Annotated in this window: 13 protein-coding genes and 1 pseudogene; 6 read left to right on the forward strand and 8 right to left on the reverse strand. The window is 42.3% G+C overall.

Going from position 1 to position 16,471, the window contains the following annotated elements; all coding sequences use genetic code 11:
* Positions 1-175: 175 nt before the first annotated feature.
* On the reverse strand, positions 176-2,959 hold the full coding sequence (locus FHW88_RS23810; protein ID WP_218117287.1) for a glycoside hydrolase family 2 protein: 2,784 nt from the start codon (positions 2,957-2,959) through the stop codon (positions 176-178).
* 863 nt (positions 2,960-3,822) lie between these two features.
* Here FHW88_RS23810 and FHW88_RS23815 point away from each other — a divergent pair.
* Positions 3,823-4,074, forward strand: coding sequence for a hypothetical protein (locus FHW88_RS23815; protein WP_176628159.1), 252 nt, complete (start codon positions 3,823-3,825; stop codon positions 4,072-4,074).
* Positions 4,075-4,261: 187 nt separating this feature from the next.
* On the opposite strand, the gene FHW88_RS23820 is transcribed toward FHW88_RS23815, so the two are convergent.
* Both FHW88_RS23820 and FHW88_RS23825 read right to left on the reverse strand, forming a co-directional pair.
* Positions 4,262-4,612 carry a hypothetical protein gene (locus FHW88_RS23820; protein ID WP_176628160.1) on the reverse strand — a complete coding sequence of 117 codons (351 nt, stop codon included), beginning with the start codon at positions 4,610-4,612 and terminating at the stop codon, positions 4,262-4,264.
* Positions 4,613-4,688: 76 nt separating this feature from the next.
* On the reverse strand, positions 4,689-4,976 hold the full coding sequence (locus FHW88_RS23825; protein ID WP_176628161.1) for a hypothetical protein: 288 nt from the start codon (positions 4,974-4,976) through the stop codon (positions 4,689-4,691).
* Between the two features lie 160 nt (positions 4,977-5,136).
* On the opposite strand from FHW88_RS23825, the gene FHW88_RS23830 reads away from it, so the two are divergent.
* Positions 5,137-6,336, forward strand: coding sequence for a winged helix-turn-helix domain-containing protein (locus tag FHW88_RS23830; RefSeq protein ID WP_176628162.1), 1,200 nt, complete (start codon positions 5,137-5,139; stop codon positions 6,334-6,336).
* Between the two features lie 77 nt (positions 6,337-6,413).
* Here the strand turns inward: FHW88_RS23830 and FHW88_RS23835 are convergent, their stop codons facing one another.
* Positions 6,414-6,707, reverse strand: coding sequence for a hypothetical protein (locus FHW88_RS23835; RefSeq protein ID WP_176628163.1), 294 nt, complete (start codon positions 6,705-6,707; stop codon positions 6,414-6,416).
* A gap of 728 nt (positions 6,708-7,435) precedes the next feature.
* Here FHW88_RS23835 and FHW88_RS23840 point away from each other — a divergent pair.
* Positions 7,436-10,453, forward strand: coding sequence for a right-handed parallel beta-helix repeat-containing protein (locus FHW88_RS23840; RefSeq protein ID WP_176628164.1), 3,018 nt, complete (start codon positions 7,436-7,438; stop codon positions 10,451-10,453).
* A gap of 332 nt (positions 10,454-10,785) precedes the next feature.
* On the opposite strand, the pseudogene FHW88_RS23845 reads toward FHW88_RS23840, so the two are convergent.
* Positions 10,786-11,653: pseudogene (locus FHW88_RS23845) on the reverse strand (DDE-type integrase/transposase/recombinase).
* Between FHW88_RS23845 and FHW88_RS30445 the strand changes: the two are divergent.
* Both FHW88_RS30445 and FHW88_RS30040 read left to right on the forward strand, forming a co-directional pair.
* Positions 11,646-11,909 (forward strand): transposase, encoded by a 264-nt coding sequence (locus FHW88_RS30445; protein WP_176628165.1) that lies wholly within the window; start codon positions 11,646-11,648, stop codon positions 11,907-11,909. The pseudogene FHW88_RS23845 and the gene FHW88_RS30445 overlap by 8 nt on opposite strands.
* Before the next feature lie 85 nt (positions 11,910-11,994).
* Positions 11,995-12,498, forward strand: coding sequence for a hypothetical protein (locus tag FHW88_RS30040; protein WP_218117302.1), 504 nt, complete (start codon positions 11,995-11,997; stop codon positions 12,496-12,498).
* 6 nt (positions 12,499-12,504) lie between these two features.
* Here FHW88_RS30040 and FHW88_RS23860 read toward each other — a convergent pair whose 3' ends face one another.
* The 3 genes from FHW88_RS23860 to FHW88_RS23870 form a co-directional block, all read right to left on the reverse strand.
* Positions 12,505-13,872 (reverse strand): MFS transporter, encoded by a 1,368-nt coding sequence (locus FHW88_RS23860; protein WP_176628166.1) that lies wholly within the window; start codon positions 13,870-13,872, stop codon positions 12,505-12,507.
* Positions 13,862-14,365 (reverse strand): DUF2938 family protein, encoded by a 504-nt coding sequence (locus FHW88_RS23865; RefSeq protein ID WP_176628167.1) that lies wholly within the window; start codon positions 14,363-14,365, stop codon positions 13,862-13,864. The genes FHW88_RS23860 and FHW88_RS23865 overlap by 11 nt, the downstream gene beginning before the upstream one ends.
* Positions 14,366-14,443: 78 nt before the next feature.
* Positions 14,444-15,307, reverse strand: a complete 864-nt coding sequence (locus FHW88_RS23870) for a helix-turn-helix domain-containing protein (RefSeq protein ID WP_176628168.1) — start codon at positions 15,305-15,307, stop codon at positions 14,444-14,446.
* A gap of 602 nt (positions 15,308-15,909) precedes the next feature.
* Between FHW88_RS23870 and FHW88_RS23875 the strand changes: the two genes are divergently transcribed.
* Positions 15,910-16,365 carry a ferritin-like domain-containing protein gene (locus FHW88_RS23875; RefSeq protein ID WP_176628169.1) on the forward strand — a complete coding sequence of 152 codons (456 nt, stop codon included), beginning with the start codon at positions 15,910-15,912 and terminating at the stop codon, positions 16,363-16,365.
* Positions 16,366-16,471: the final 106 nt, after the last annotated feature.

Genomic DNA, 16,471 nt, shown 5'->3' on the forward strand with positions numbered 1-16,471 from the left:
ATTCATTTGATACAAAAAAAAAATAAAAAATTGTTTTTTAGTAAAATACAATTTTATTCGGTAGGAAAATACAACTACGAATAATCGATAGATAACTCAGCTTTAGTTTGAATTTGATGCCCTCGGCTTTTATATTTCCTGAATTCTCAGGCTGCCATTTATTTGCTTTATCATTTTATCGAAAATCAAACCACAAGGTTCCCTTTATTGGCGTATAATTTAGCTGAATATTCTTTTGACTTTGCGGGCCTAACTGATCCGCCCGCTGGAATTTGGTGCCTATAGCGTCTATACTGTTCAGAAATCCCAGGCTCCCGTCAGGAAAGGGCGGATTGGTATTTTCGTTCGTAGCCCCGGCAGGTTTAACTGGTTTTAACATTTGAAAAAACAGGTTCTCATCATCGCTATAAACGGTAAAGGGGCTCTGTTTATTTTCGATAGTCACCCAATATACACTGGCATGAAATCCCTTAAATTCCGGGTAATCCCAGCTTTCGCCGGTTACGGTATTGTTGTAGTCCTTGTGCCAGACACCAAATTGTTGACCCTTAAGCCTGTTTTTCCAAACACGGTATGGACCACGACCCTCCCATTTCATTCCGGTTATTTTTTCCTCGGGATAATCAAATGTAATACCCGAAAAATCAAACTCCCCTTGTTGGCTGTAGCTGTAATTTAATTTCGCAGGCCTACCAGGACTGAATGTCCATTTCACATTAAACTGTTGTCCGCCTTCATATTCCGGCTCAACAATATAGTCATCCCCTGAAAAATAATGGTTCAGTGTTTTAAGCGCGTATTTTGCGCCCGCCAGTATAGGTCCTTTGGATAGAGAGAGTTCGCCTTTTTGTGTGCTCACCTTTTGCAAATACCCGGTTTGACTATCAAAATAATAGCCAATATTATCGGCCTTTACAATCAGTCCCCCAGCTTGCACTATCACTTCAATTTTGGAAGATGATGCATCAGATTGCCTTTTAAAGGTATTCGCGGGCGACTTAAGCGGCCAGCTCCAGGTGAAAATCTCTTTACCATACTGATCATTCGCCGTTAAATACAACACATCGCTCTGTTTCTTATTAACCGGTAGATTAAGCTGTAAAAAGCCCTTAGCCCCGGGCTCCAGACTGATGGGTTCAGCATGCCCGGATGCATTTATTTTAGCTTTCAGACCTTGCCCGCCCGGTAGCTGTAATGTCGCTAATTTCCAGTTGAATGTACATTTGCTTAAATTGGTATAGATATAACGATTCTCTACCGAAAGCCGGCCGTCAAATTTTTCGGGGATATAGCTCGTTTCAATAGCTACTGGCGACCATATTTCTTTGATGGTATAAAAACTGCCTTCCTTTTCCCGGTGTGGCCCTAATATGCCGTCGGGTGCCGCATTGCCCTGTATATCTATTTGTCCGTTTCTATCCGTGCGGGCCACGCCCTCGTCATGGAACGACCATAAAAAGCCGCCTGCCGTATGCGGATGCTTCATCATCAGCCGCCAGAAATCATCTAATCCTGCACCTTGCCCTCCATCCTGTAGACCATGCATAAATTCCGTGGGGAAAAAGACTTCATTACCATATAACACTGAATTTTCAACATAATTGTAATCAGGATAGTGTTTGGTATCGGTTCCATTGAATTTTTCCCACGGGTGGATAACCAATCGTTGCTGCGGATCATATTTGGCGTATTCCGTATCCAGATCTGTATTAAAGCCACCTTCGTTGCCATTATCCCATATTACAATACTGGGATGATTTACATCACGTACCACCAGTTCCTTTACCAGCTTTTTGCCAACTTCTGTATCATATTTAGCTTGCCAGCCCGTTAATTCATCCAATACAAAAAGGCCGAGTGAATCACAAACATCCAAAAAGTGCTGATCCGGAGGGTAATGTGACATCCTCACCGCATTCATATTCATTTCCTTCATAAGTTTAACATCAAGCAGGCTGATATCCTTGCTCAAGGTGCGGCCTGACTCAGGCCACTCACTGTGCCTGCAAACACCTTTGAAAATCACTTTTTTCCCGTTCACATAAAAGCCATCGTGCTGCCTTAGTTCCGCTGTGCGAAAACCAAACCGTTGCTTTACGCGGTGAATCATCCCTTTACCATCTCCAACAGCTACCACCAGGTTATACAAATTGGGAGATTCGGGGTTCCAGGGTAAAATATGATTTACCCGTTGTTTCAGCGTTACCTTTTGCTGCCCCGTACGTACCTGCGTACTGAACGGTAAACCAACCGGCTGACCGTTCAGTGCTTGCACCTGAGCAGTTACTTTATGATTGCTGTTCGCGTTATTGATGAATACATCCAACGCTAAAGCGCCGTTTGCGCTGGCGTCAATAGCAATCCTGTCTATATAAGTTTTAGGGACAATCTCCAGGTAAACGGGACGGAAGATGCCACCAAATAGCCAGAAATCAGCTTTACGCTCCGCCTGGTTTACTGACTCGTTGCCAGATCTTTTGCGTACTGCTACCTCTAACAAATTATCGCCATCGTGGTTAATTAAATGGGTTATATCATATTTAAACCGGTAAAAACCTCCCTGGTGTACGGGGCCGGCAAGTTGCCCGTTAATTTTAACCTCTGTTTCGGTCATCGAGGCTTCAAAAACTATAAAAACATTTTTATTCTTTACTGATGGGGCTAACTTAAAATGGTATTTGTATTTACCCTGTTCCTCTGGGTTTTGCGTGTCTTTATAATAATTGTACGTTCCGAACCCCTGCTGTTCCCAATTAGAAGGAACAGCTATTTTTTGCCATGAGCCACTTTTTTGCCCGCTATTGATATAAAAATCCCAGTCTACGGTGTGGTCCTTATCTGTACCGGATAAATATTGATATTGTGTTCCCTGGCCCCATGCCTTTAGAGAACCGACTAAAAACAGCAAAAAGAAAATTCCTGGAGTATAAATTTTAAACGTACTATATTGTTTCATCATTTCATTTATAGAGACCTGCTCCCCAAAGCGTAATTATGGACATTTTTCTTTTACAACAAAAATGATCCTGCCATGGGTTTTTGAAAGGTTAAATTTATTAAAGCTTTACCATATTGATTATGAAAACATCGTTCTCACTGATCTAAGTTTTTTGAAAAAGTTCCTTCATCATTAACGGTGGTATTTTCTTTCAAAATTGCAGCGCCATCATTCTGCTTTAAGCAAGTCGGTTTGGGTTTTACTACGCTGGCCAAGCTTATTAAATGATAGATAGCTGGTATATCTATCGTTCACTTTGTAGCCTGTTGATAGATCTCCAGCCTGTATTTTCCACTCGGCATATCGATTAACATCAGTTCAACTTTTTAAAATAAAGGCTGATTTTTCTAATGGCTTTGGGCGTTTTGTTTAGATTGTTACTTTGGGCAAAAACATTACAATGAAGCAAGCAACCTAAAATAATTGGTGAAATTTTCTTTTTCGAATTGATCATTATATGCTTTCCTATACCGGGAGACAACTGATAGTTGGGTTTTTATTTCTGATTCATTATGTAGTACTAAAAGCACCTTTTCATAATTTCAATTGGTACTTCGTCATTGTAAGGGTAATTCATCATCCTTAGTTTTGCATCTATGAGATAATCGGATCGGCCGGTTTTCGCCGGTATATTGCAATTCTGTACGAAAGCACTCAAAAAAGTACATATACACAATTACATACTTTAAGAAAGTATAATTGAATAGTTTATAATATAAGGTTGGTTCCGAACAGTAAACGGAGCTCTTAATTAAATTAGACAAGATAATCGAAGATTTCTGAGTTTTTAATGTGGCAAAACTAAGAAGTATAAACGCAATCGATTGTTTACAAATAGGGGCACGAATGTTTATCATCTACAATTAGTAGGTTATTTTGAGGCAAGCGTATCTGCTCTGAATTCTAAACAAACGATTCGTAAAAACTTTCCGGATACCATCACTGAAAAGGAACGCGGTTTTCTGCAGGTGCACCTGCAGAAACAAACCTTGATACTTAGTGGTGAACCTATTCTTAAAGCCGAGCTCGATAAACGCAAAACCTATTATGTCGATAGTCAGGAATTGTTTGAATAAGGGTTCAGATTGACCTGCCACAATAGTAACGGCATTTAGAAACGAGGCAAGAGGATTAGGCTGGTGAAGGGAAAAACCAAGGGCGAAAAACGGTACTGCCTCGCTTTTCGCTGAGCATCAGGAGAAAGTGAAAGCATTGACAAATAACCACAGGATTACTTTTACGCAAGTTGATCATTACGAATGGCTATCGGGGCGCTGTATTTTTCTTCATGATAAAAACAATGCCTGTAGTGCCGCCTGTTCCCGAATAGGCTTCCGTGTATCCGAGCGTTTGGACGAGTTCGAATTTGTTTTGGACCATGAAATTTAAGATAGCAGCATATGACTTTTTACCTGTAAGCTTATCGGAATACTCCTTTCCGGCCTTCAACTGCTCCGGGGTATCTCCAAAATCAACATCCACTTTTAGTTTTTTCGAAAGTAATTTACCTTCAATTTGAATGTAAGCATAGGTGAACATCGCATTTCGCGAAAGATTTGCAAGACTATCAGATGGTACCTCCTGAGAAAATGCTTTTATCGGGAGTATTGTCAAAATAAGATGGACAGTATAAGCCTTATGATTGATTAAAAAATTACGATCTGACTCAGTTTTCAGATCGCAGCCTAATTTAAAACATTTTTGAGGCTATGCCGATGATGCCGGTGAATTTTTCCAGGTAATATTGGATCGTCTTTAACTTAAAGTCTTCCCAGTACCCTGACAAAGGAAACAGGACCGGGTCCATAGCTTCGAGTTTATCCAGGACAAAACCCTGGGTATCCTGCTGCTGTTCAGCGGCAAGCCTCAGCTTTTCCTCATGGATAATGCCGGGGAATTTCGACAGAAATAACAATTGTACAGAAATCTTGTCGGCGTATGCTCCTTTGGCACTAAAGTGCAAATGCAGGCAGTTCAAGAGATCAAGGGTGTAGCCAATGGAAGCTTATCGTTACGCTCTACAGTGTATTGATTTTAAAAGACCTGCAAAGTCAATAGTTAAAGTGACCATATAGCTGTCGGTTTTTAACTCCTCCAAATTTTTAATACATTCGATATTGGTCTTTTGGATCCGTCTGATGAATAACAAAGTAATATTGACTAAAGCACAGGTACGAAAGATCGTACTACATGCTGCGGGACTTGCGCGAAAAGCGCAGTTTGGTACGGGGATCGACGCTGTTTATAGTGTGATCGATCATTTGGGTTTTGTGCAACTGGATACGAATTTCGTCGTGGAGCGGGCTCATCACCAGGTCATGTTCGCGCGTATCCCTGATTATGAAACGCAATGGCTGGCAGAACTGGTTGAAGAAGGACTGGTCTTCGAGTATTTCACCTCTGATGCAGGCTATCTCCCCATGCATGATTTTAGATATTCCTTGCCGGTCAAGGAAAGTTTTGCAAATAACGGAAAGCCCCTAAGCCCAGCGGAATCCCGTTTGATGAGGAGCGTCCTGGACCGGGTGGAAAGAGAGGGTTCGCTGACCGTGGGCGATTTTGATGATGACCGTGTTGAAGCGAGTACCGGCTGGTGGGACTGGCGCCCGGCTAAGGTAGCGCTCGAAAGACTTTATTTTGAAGGTAAGCTTATGGTTGTGCGCGGCAAGAACTTTAAAAAAAAGTATGACCTGCCGCTAAACCTGGTTCCCGCAGAAACCGATCAGACCGTACCCGCTGCTGAAGAATTTGCCCGGTATATCATCCGCCGTACACTGGGAGGACTTGGGGTGGCTTACGCGAAAGAGATCGCCTGGCGGGCGCGTCGTGTAAAGGGCAACGTGGTTAAAAAGGTATTGGAGGAAATGGTGGTGAACGGCGAGTTAAGAAACGTCATCGTAGATGGGCTGAAGACCGCTCCCCTGTATATGTTGAGCAACCAGGCCACAGACATAGAAATAGCAGGCGATGTTTTCATTCTTTCTCCCTTCGATATTCTGAATGTCTTTCGTCATCGTTTAAAGGACTTTTTTGATTTTGATTACCAGATTGAATGTTTCGTTCCTGCACCTAAACGCAAATATGGTTATTTCTCCTTACCGGTACTGGCCGGTGACACTTTTATTGCCCGGATGGATGCCAAAGCCGACCGGAAACAAAAAATACTGATTGTTCATAACCTTCATTTTGAAGACGTCAGTCTGAACGGCGAGCTCATCGGTAAATTTGTGGAGGCATTGAAAGCTTTTGTCCTGTTCAACCAGTGCCGGGATATCAGATTCGTTAGAACGAACAACGACGGATGCTTGGATGTTATCAGGCAAATGCTTTCGGAGTAATGGCTCTTTTTACTTGATCGAGGTTGGTCTCTATAGTTTGTGTCGTTCGGGCTATTGCGCGGAGACCCTCCTTCGGATCAGTATTCCGGTAGTGCGGCATACCGGCCATCCTCATAGCCGAAGCTGAAAGTGCCGCTCTGGCTGCTGCGCTCCTGCTCCTTGATCTGGTCGTAAAGCTCTCCCCGCGAGAAGCGGGTAACGATCTTTGGATTCAGAAGTTTGTTCAGGTCATCCAGCGCCCCCAGACTTGACAGCGTAGTGATCGCCAGGATATCCAGCACCAAAGGTCTACCGGCTTTGATCAGCCGTCCGGCGATCAGCAGTTCTTCGTTTGGCCCTCTGGTTAATACGCCGAGCGTCGGATTGGCCATGTAATGCGCCCGGGCCCGGATAGGCGAAATCCTTTTGAAACTCGCCGCAGCACCGGTGGGCAGGTAAGCACTGAAGGTTGCGGCAAGCGGCTACATTACATCACGCACTTCGCTTCGGGTTCCATTGCGCCGCCAGCCGCGCCGCCGCGCGTGTAGGAGTGTATTCGTTTCTCATACACACCTGCCTTCCCCGCCCACAGAATATTGAATAGTCATAGCACCGCGGTCACGAAATTACCTACGCATTAAGGTCCCAGTTGTTAAGCGGTGATATGACTGGGGGGTAGGTGTACCAACAATTAATAGGTCTACGCCAGAAATATTCGCCACAAGCTTATAGATGCCATGAGAATTTTGTATATATGTTTGTAAACTTCCTTTCACGGAAGTATCTTTATGGATATCAAATAAACCTAAATTAACTGTCTTATGGTAGCATCTTATTACAAATTTGCGTTACAAAAATCTTCTCCCCTCAACAAGCGGGTTCGGTGAAGTTATCGGTAATTTAAAGGTATTATTCTAAGATAAACGCTTACAAAGCTTCCAGCTTTTTTGAGAATCAATCGAAAGAATAATTAATCACGATAACAAGCGATCGTTTATTGAGTTCTTATTCAGGTTATCGGGATAAAAAAGAGCGGCGCCAAATTTGGTTAGCACTTATTAAACGCTATTGTATCAAGCGACTAATTAGAAATACACTATCAAGATTAACAATCATAAAAATGGCAAATTATTTTGTAGCAAATTCGGGTTCGGATTCCAATATAGGAACATCAAGCACACAGCCTTGGAAAACGATTAATAAAATTAATAGCATTACGCTCTCACCTGGAGATGCGGTTTACTTTAATCGTGGTGATATATGGAATGAAAAACTTGTCATAAAAGATTCTGGTGACGTTAATAACATGATAAACTGGGGCGCATACAGTGATACCGGAGTTACAACGCCACCGATAATAAGCGGATTTATACCAACTTTGCCAGCATGGTCTCCGGCAGGTAATTTAGCATCTTTGACCTTATCCGCAGCAATAGCAGGACTCAATATGGTTACTTTTAAAGGTGCAAATCAGCCGATAGGTCGGTTTCCATCACTGAGAAATACGAAACATGTTTGTTCTACTATGACCATAGGTAACTCACCGGTGTTTATCACGGCGGCTATCCACGGATTCGTTGTAAATGATATAGTAACCTTTTCAACTACCGGAACTTTGCCTTTTGGGCTAGTCGCTGATGCGGGGTACTATGTGATCGCGTCCGGTTTAACTTCAAATTCATTTCAATTAGCTGCCTCCCCGGGTGGCACATCAATAACTACTTCAGAATCATATTATGGCACGATAACGATCACGCGATCAAATTTCAAAAAAGCCACAAGTTTGTCTCTGATTAATTTCACTGCCACCAGCGGTCAATCAGTGTTCACTGCATCCGATGATATTAGCGGATTTGTTGCGGGTGTTTCCACCGTAAGGTTATCAGCTACAGGCGTTCTACCGTCGGGTTTATCTGCTAATACACTATATTATATAAAGTCGCTGACTGTATCAACAAACAATTTTGAACTTTCTTTAACGCCAGGCGGTCCAGCTATTGTTCCTGGGAATAACGGAACCGCTCCTTATTCTCTTATTGCAGGAATAACGGACAGTTCACTTTCATCTGATTTTAACGGGGGGCAAATAGTCACACGTAAACAACGCTGGATCTATGATCGTGGAACGATCTGGAAAAATACATCAGCAGGAATCATAAATTTTAATAGCGATCCTAAAGGTAATAACTATAACCCGATAGCCGGTTACGGATACTTTATTCAAAATCACGTCGGGTGTTTAAACTCTTTAGGTGATTGGTGTTACAACGGCGTTACCAAAGTAATTACCATGTACTTTGGGGTTATGAACCCGTCGTCATGCCAGATTGGCGTTCCTAATATAGATAGCAACGTATCTTTTCTGTCGGGAAAAGGATACCATACGATCACTGGAATTAATTTTGAAGGAGCAAACCAATTCGGAATAAATGGAGGTAACGGATGTTCCAACATCAAAATTTTGAACTGCGGCTTCAATAACATCGGACAAGACGCTATTAACTTCGATACACCATCAAATTTGACCATATCCGGCTGCACGATAAGCAACTGCAACAATAATGGTATTACTCTTTTCGCCCCAACCAACTGTACGATAACCGGTAATATAATTAATGACATCCATACTATTGCGGGAATGGGGCAATCAGGAGATGGTAACGGGATGGGTATATCTACGACTAACCAGGACCCTTTGCAGAATTTTAACAATATCATTTCTCTAAACACAATCTTAAGGTGCGGTTATAATGCGATTAGTTTTCAGGGAGCCAGCTACACAATTGAAAAAAATTACATCGATACATTTTGTGTTAATAAAGACGATGGCGGTGGCATCTATACATTCAATAGCACTTCCGCTCCTTTTAGCTATGAAGGCCTTTCTCGCACTATTAATAAAAATATTATACTAAACGGAGTTGGATATACCGATGGTATTTATGACAATACCCCCAAAGCACATGGTATTTATGCCGATAATGGAAGCAGAGAAATCGTGATGTCCAATAATACAGTCAGTAATTGCATTGCATCTGGCATTCTACTACATTCATCAACCAATATTGACGTCGAAAACAACACTATTTATAATTGTCCGAATGTTCACAACACATCCTATGCAGGTGGTTTATATATTCTAAATTCAGGACAAACCAGTCCCTCTGGTGATAGCAGTATCATAACGTTTAATGGCAATATTATTTGGACTACATTCCCCAATAATTATCTAGTTGAAGTAAGTAACATCAATCAGCCGACAGTTCTGACGTTATCGGGCGATAAAAACTATTATCAAAGGCCGATGGGAAAAGATAATTTTTTCTTTTATCGAAGGATAGTAAGTGGTTCCAACCTTACACAAACCATAACCGATTTAGAAGGATGGAAGGCTTTATACAGCGTAGACGCAGGTTCCTCGGAGGCCGAATGGCCGGTGCCACCTGTTTATGCAGCAGGATCGGTAAAATCTATGTTTTCGCCGGCAACTCAAACTTTTGACGATGCGACAAGCATAAATCTGTCGACTGCTGCCGGAAAAATACGAAGCCTTAATGCGGGTTCGTCTACTGTAAGCTGGCAAAATAGCGATCCAGTCGGATCTCCAGGAAGCACTTTAGACGGCGGTACATTAATAGTGACACCTACAGTAAATACAGCGGACGCCTTTGTAATCTTCAATGCTGTAAATCCAACAGAGAGCCTTGTTGCCGGAAAGCAATATTTGCTCAAGTTTAGTTTTTTTGCTGCCCATAATGGAGTTCTTGCTATATACTTCCAGCGGCAAGGCACCCCGGCGATCATTCTTAATGCAACAGAATTCAACTATTTAAGAATTAAAGCAGGCTTGCGTATGGAAAACAGCATTATACTACAAGCGCCGTTTGATATGGCTGGGGGGCTTTTGGTGTTTAGAATACTGGCAAATACCGGACCTGTATCGTTGGATAACATAAATCTTTCCGAAGCTGCTGTAACACCACCAGACCTAAGCGGTGTGCTTTTTTATATCAATGCAACAATTAGTGCACAAACCTATACATTGACAAAAGCTTACAACGATGGAAAAAATGATCCGCACGGTGCCGGGCCCCTCGTTTTGCAACCATTCGAATCCATTATACTATATCCTGCCTAATTAGAAATGAAATAAATCGCTGTCGCTAATCAATTTGAAGACAATAGTAGAAACAATCACGGCTGGATTAACGAGCGATCCTGTTACTTTAATGCTAAGGCGGAGAGGGCGGTGGAAAAGCAAAATATAATTGCACTAGCGATAGCTATTGTCGATCAACAGAGAAACACCAAAGAAGCACGTGCAGGAGTATATTCGTTCCTCATACACACCTGCCTTTCCCGCCCGCGGGTTACCGGTTAGTCACAGCGCCGCGGTCACAAAATTAGCTACGCCGGAAAACAGTCAAGCACAAATTACACAAATAAACGCCAGACCTAAATGTGTGAGATTTACAGACATCGTTTCACTTATATAGCTTAGAATCAAGCCAATAATTTTGGACTTTAATTCTTTCTTTCAAAGGATCATACATGCTACTAACCTCATCCCATACAGGTGTTTTATCAGCTAGTTCATTAACCACTTGTATTGGGGATTTTCCTTTTAAAGAGCTGTGTGCCCTAAACCAATTATAGTGAAATTGCCATTGTGAAAGCAGATTAGGCAGGTCTGGATCTTTAATATCAACGGTAGAATAAAATTCATCAAGATCAGTTCTTTGGGTTCTTTCGACTTTCCCATTGAGGTGGGGAGATCGTGGTTTTATCGGCCGGAACTTAATGCCGTACTCCATAAGCCTTTCCTGAAATGAATAGGCGAAAAACTCATTACCTCTATCGTTTGAATACGTTGTATAGGGAAAGGCATCTGTTCGATTACTGTTCAAGGAACCTCAAAGTATTAGATGCTGTTCGTCTGGAGAAGAGTTCAACAGCCTTAAAACGGCTGCAATCATCGATTGCAGTTTTTTGATAAAGCTTGCCCGCTATTTGCAAACATCCATTTGAACGCGGTCGCCAGGTACAAGGAGCGATCATATAAACGCTTCATTTCGTTGGCAATGCTACGGTGACCGAGCTTTCGATTATCTCTTAAATCAAGAACTCGGTGCTCATCTTCTAAGGTTATCTGAGTGTATATTTTATGTGGTCTTCTACTGTGTTCATTAAGGCCGTCAATACCAAATTCCTTATATCTTTTAATCCATTTTCGAAGTGTTGGACGGCTGATAACGCAACGCATGCAAACAACACCTGCCACGCCAATGGATTCGTAAAGCTTAACCCAGTCAAGGCGTTTTTTTACTTCATTGTTCATTGTTGTTATTGCTGATAACGGTTATCGGGGCGCGTTAATTGATAAAGTAAAGAAGATGTTCAAAATAGTTTTTGAGGTGATCAAAAGAAGCGAATTACACTTCTTCAAAGTACTTCCTAAACGATGGATTGTTGAACGAACTTTCGCCTGGATCGATACCAATCGCAGAGCAGCTAAAAATTATGAGCGATTCAACTCTACAAGTGCTGCAATTATTCATTTATCCGCCATAAGAATTATGTTGAACCGTTTTTAAACAGGCTCTTACATTTCTAAAAAATATCCGTGCTTTTTATTTAGCAAAGATGGCTGGGATGACTATGGCCATTATATACTTTACGATGTTGCCGGTTATAGTGCCTTTTACAATCCCGTTGATCTGGGTAACATTAAAAAATTATTCGCTCTTTAGGCTCTTTACCGGATTGGTCAACGCCGCCTTGATCGCCTTTGAGCTGACAGTGGTGGAATCCCTGGATAAAGCGATTGCTTTTTTTAGCGAAATCGGTTTGAAACTGGAGGGACGGATGGTCGTTGAAGGTGAATGGGCGGGCCGGATCACAGGCCTCCCTGACCAGCGGGTAGAGATTGGAGCTGTCACTGGCATTGTACATGCGGTAACACATCCAGTCCAAACGGCCAAGGCTCTAATGTACAGAATGGATCCCGAGACAATGGTTAATACTTCCCGGGCCATAGACAATACCGCAACTAAATTAAAAACTGGAACAAACGTCGAGAAAGCCGGAATCTATGGAATGATTACGGGAGAAATAGTACAATTAGCAGGAGGCGAAATTACCCAAGCCGGCGACATTGATCTGTTTATTAATTTCATTAAATGATGCGAACTATCTCTTTTTTAAAAACGCTTTTACCAATATCAGAAGGATAAAAAGGGATGCCGTGAGGAAAGTGATTTCCATTCCAAAAAAAATCCTGTCCGTTTTATTTATTGACCCAGGTGCGTTTTTCGTAGTCATGGAGAATACGCCTCCCATCAGCGATGCTCCGGTAATTAAACCCGCGTTCCTGAATAAGTTGAGTACTCCGGAAACAATGCCACTCTGTTTTTCCCCGATCGCGGTCATCACCGAAGTATTATTGGCGGCCTGGAACAATTGGTACCCTGGCGTGAGCAATAGAATACCGAAAACATAACCGGTCCATCCCCAGTTAGCTGGTAGAAAAGCCAATGCAATGGTGCCTGTAAGCATGAGAAGCATGCTGGCCCGCATCGTCAGTTTTGCCCCTGATTTATCTACGATTTTACCGGAAGGGATGCCGGTCAGAATGGAAATAACCGGTCCGGCTGTCATGGTCAAGCCTACTGTCAACTCATTAAACCGCAATCCGGCACTCAGAAAAAATGGTCCCACAATGAGCGTGGTCATCATCACAGTAGCTACGATGAAATTTGCGAATAGAGAACTTATAAGTGTCTTATTTTTCAGCGCTGTGGTATCGATCAGAAACTGGCTGCTACGTTGCTGGATCTGAAAAAAGCACCAGGCTAAAATTACGGAAAGTATGATCAGTACAAGAGTATTAATTGTAAACCTGTCTTTGCTTATGGTCATCGCGAGGGCATAAGTACCTGTTGACAACAAAAGCAGGACCAGGGCCATAAAGTTGATAGGCGAGCCCTGCTTATTCATACGATCTTTATTTTTGACGAATCGCATTGCCAGGAGCAAAACAGATAATCCAAGGGTCGCCAGGAAAAAAAATATGGCCGGCCAACCAAAATTGGCCAATAACACACCGCCAACCGAAGGTCCCATTGCTGTTCCGATCGCCGAAGAGGTTCCCAGCATTCCCATGGCGAAACCCATTTTTACTTTGTTCATACTATTTCTTACCATTACCATACTTACCGTTGACAGGACGGCAGCGCCTATTCCCTGAACCCCTCGCAGCATAATGAGCAGCAAAATATCTTTTGCAAATGCTGATGAGAATGAAGAAAGCGTGAATAGCGTAATTCCGGAAAGTAAAACCCGTCGATGCCCATATTGGTCTACCAGCTTTCCGGCGACGGTCACAAAAACGGTAATTGCAATCAGATACGCGATCACGGTCCATTGCACATATTGAAAGCTTGCTGAAAAATAAGTGATGAAAGACGGAAGCGCTATATTGACGATGCTGGTTCCCAGCGATGCCAATAGTACCGAGAGTGAGACGACAGTCAGTATTCCTTGATTTTTATTTTCCATGTTGAAGTTCGCATTCGAGATTTGATGGAGCGTTTTTCTTTTTCAACGCACGGAGGAATGCATAAACACCCAGACTATAGATAAGGTGAAAAGCAAGGACCTTGAGCAGTATTACCGGCTGTGTCCGAAATTTGGAAAATGCAATACCAAAGTTCAGCATGGGTTGAATAATGAATAGACTGATGACAAACGTCACAAGGGCTAAAACCAGCGCAGAAAAAGCAGTAGGTTGCCGGAACCATTTTTTTCCATACATCGGGATAAGAAGGAATGCAAAGGAAATGCCCAGGAGATAATGGGCTGTCCAGCCAATTAACAATTCTTTACCAGCTAATTGACCTTGCAACACGGAAGGCAGATGTGATTTTACCCACAGGCCCACCAGCAATAATCCGTGAGAATGCACTCCGAATAGCCTCAGAAGAAATGTCCATATATCTGTCGCGAACGTGCCGGCAATACCTGCAATAACAACCTTTACCATAATGTTCATACACTTCGTATTTTATTAATACAAAGGTATTTGCAAGGATTGCGACGTGGATAGGACGAAAATCAAGTTGTACAGGACTTACTTGAAATTATTCCGGAAAGCTTCGGGTGAAAAGCCGGTATGCTTTTTAAAGAAACGAATAAAATAAGAAACGTCTTCGTAGCCAAGATGCCAGGAGATCTGGTTTACCCGGTTGTTGGTTGCAAGAAGATACCGCTTTGTTTCAAGCAGTATATAATCGTTGATCACCTCAGCACTTGATTTGCCTAAAGTTATTTTCGTGATGGTATTTAACTGGTAGGTTGACAGGTTCATTTTCCCTGCATACCAAAGAACCTGTTTTTGATTTGCAATATTGTCCGTGATCAAGTCCTGGAATTGTTCTAATTTTTCCAGATGATAGGAGACTTTTTCATCGAATGTGCCTTCAAACTTATTCTTTTGGCGCAACAGTTCCACGAACAATAACTGCAGATTTGATAGTACAGCATAATGATACATTTCCCTTTTTTCAAAGATTTCCCGTATTGTGGTTCTTATGATGGAAAAGATCTTTTGCGACGTAGCCGTATCCGTAGGGTAAAAATTCTTCCGGCTGATCTTTTTCAGGATATGTTTTGTTGTTTCGTCAAAATGTGAGCAAAGTTCATCGGTTAATTGAAGCATATAGCCTTCAGATCTCGAATGCAATTTAAGCCCGTGAACCTGTCCGGGCCTAATTATAAAGATGTTTTGATCGGAAACAGGGTGGCTGGTGAAGTCAATAATATGCTCACCGTTCCCTTTGTCAATGATGAGCATTAAGTAGAAGCTATGCCGATGAATTTCCTGAACCATATCTTCACCGCCCAGCAATTCCCTCAAACTCCAGATATTGAGTTTTGAGTTAATATCCGGATCGTTTAGATCTGACTTTAAATGTCTGACTGGTATCTTCTGCATTTTAGCGAAGCATATTATTTACTGTAAATTTAGAAAATCCTACCAGTTCAGTAAAAAAGACGCCATTTGTTTATATCAATGATTTTTTCAATGACGGGCGGTTTGACCGCTGGCTTTTCAACTTTGTCACTATTGTTATATTATTCGCCCTGTATAAAATGGCCGTTAAATACTTATCTGGAACAGGAAGTCATGAAGACACAGCAAGGCTTCAACGCGATCTGGATTTGATCGTCATCCATAACCGGATCAGGGATGAGTTTACCTGTTAGTTTTTAGATCATGTGCATGTGTTTTAAAATCGGAGCATGGTTGACGGCTGACAAACACCCATGTTTACGGCTTCTGATAAGGTGTTGTTCTCCTTTTCACCCGCCAAAAAACACGTATAATTTCGCGTCAACAAGCCAGCCGGGGCCTGATGGCCGCCGGCCTACCCGGTGAAATGTTTGAGGTGGCGGGCGGGTCTGATCAGACATTCAGTTCGTTTAGAAAAAAATACACCGCAAGTACTTTAATTGAAATTTCTTACTGATTAAATTTATTTCTTATAAATGGCACGGTATTGGAGATAAGTCAAGCCTATCAAAAAGAAAAACATGATGAGTACGACAACAGCAGCAACAGGCGTAATGAATGACCTGATCGAGATCAACAATGACCGCGTAGCCGGTTTTGAAAAAGCAATCGCGGATATCAAAGACGAAAATATTGACCTTAAGGAACTGTTTCAGGGTTATGCTGCACAGAGCCGCAAAAACAGCCAGGAACTGGCGGCGCTGGTAGGTAACGTCGGTGACGTAGAAACCGGTAACAGTGTTAGCGGTACTTTGCACCGCGCCTGGATCGATGTCAAATCCTTATTTGGTGGCAGCGACCGTGCCGGAATCTTATCGGAAGCCGAAAGGGGTGAGGATGCTATCAAAAAAGCCTATCAGGATGCTTTGAACAGTGAAGACCTGCCGGTAAACGCCCGCGAAACAGTCAGCAGTCAGGCACAGGAGATCAGTGCTGCACATGATCAGATCAAAGCCTTGCGGGATGCCGCAAAAATCTAATTTCCGTGTAGTTTTTATAGGGCTGTCTTTAGGGACAGCTTTTTTATCATGCTATGCGGCGATAGAAAATTTTTACCAGGCAAGCAATTGAAACGGCTTTGCCTGT

This window comes from Mucilaginibacter sp. SG538B (genome assembly GCF_013376065.1).
Classification (GTDB): domain Bacteria; phylum Bacteroidota; class Bacteroidia; order Sphingobacteriales; family Sphingobacteriaceae; genus Mucilaginibacter; species Mucilaginibacter rubeus.

What these genes read in the sequence shown, in the direction of transcription:
- FHW88_RS23810 (WP_218117287.1), bottom strand. Translation starts at nt 2,959, where the DNA reads ATGATGAAACAATATAGTACGTTTAAAATTTATACTCCAGGAATTTTC.
- FHW88_RS23830 (WP_176628162.1), top strand. Translation starts at nt 5,137, where the DNA reads ATGAATAACAAAGTAATATTGACTAAAGCACAGGTACGAAAGATCGTA.
- FHW88_RS23835 (WP_176628163.1), bottom strand. Translation starts at nt 6,707, where the DNA reads ATGGCCAATCCGACGCTCGGCGTATTAACCAGAGGGCCAAACGAAGAA.
- FHW88_RS23840 (WP_176628164.1), top strand. Translation starts at nt 7,436, where the DNA reads ATGGCAAATTATTTTGTAGCAAATTCGGGTTCGGATTCCAATATAGGA.
- FHW88_RS30040 (WP_218117302.1), top strand. Translation starts at nt 11,995, where the DNA reads ATGTTGCCGGTTATAGTGCCTTTTACAATCCCGTTGATCTGGGTAACA.
- FHW88_RS23860 (WP_176628166.1), bottom strand. Translation starts at nt 13,872, where the DNA reads ATGGAAAATAAAAATCAAGGAATACTGACTGTCGTCTCACTCTCGGTA.
- FHW88_RS23865 (WP_176628167.1), bottom strand. Translation starts at nt 14,365, where the DNA reads ATGAACATTATGGTAAAGGTTGTTATTGCAGGTATTGCCGGCACGTTC.
- FHW88_RS23870 (WP_176628168.1), bottom strand. Translation starts at nt 15,307, where the DNA reads ATGCAGAAGATACCAGTCAGACATTTAAAGTCAGATCTAAACGATCCG.
- FHW88_RS23875 (WP_176628169.1), top strand. Translation starts at nt 15,910, where the DNA reads ATGAGTACGACAACAGCAGCAACAGGCGTAATGAATGACCTGATCGAG.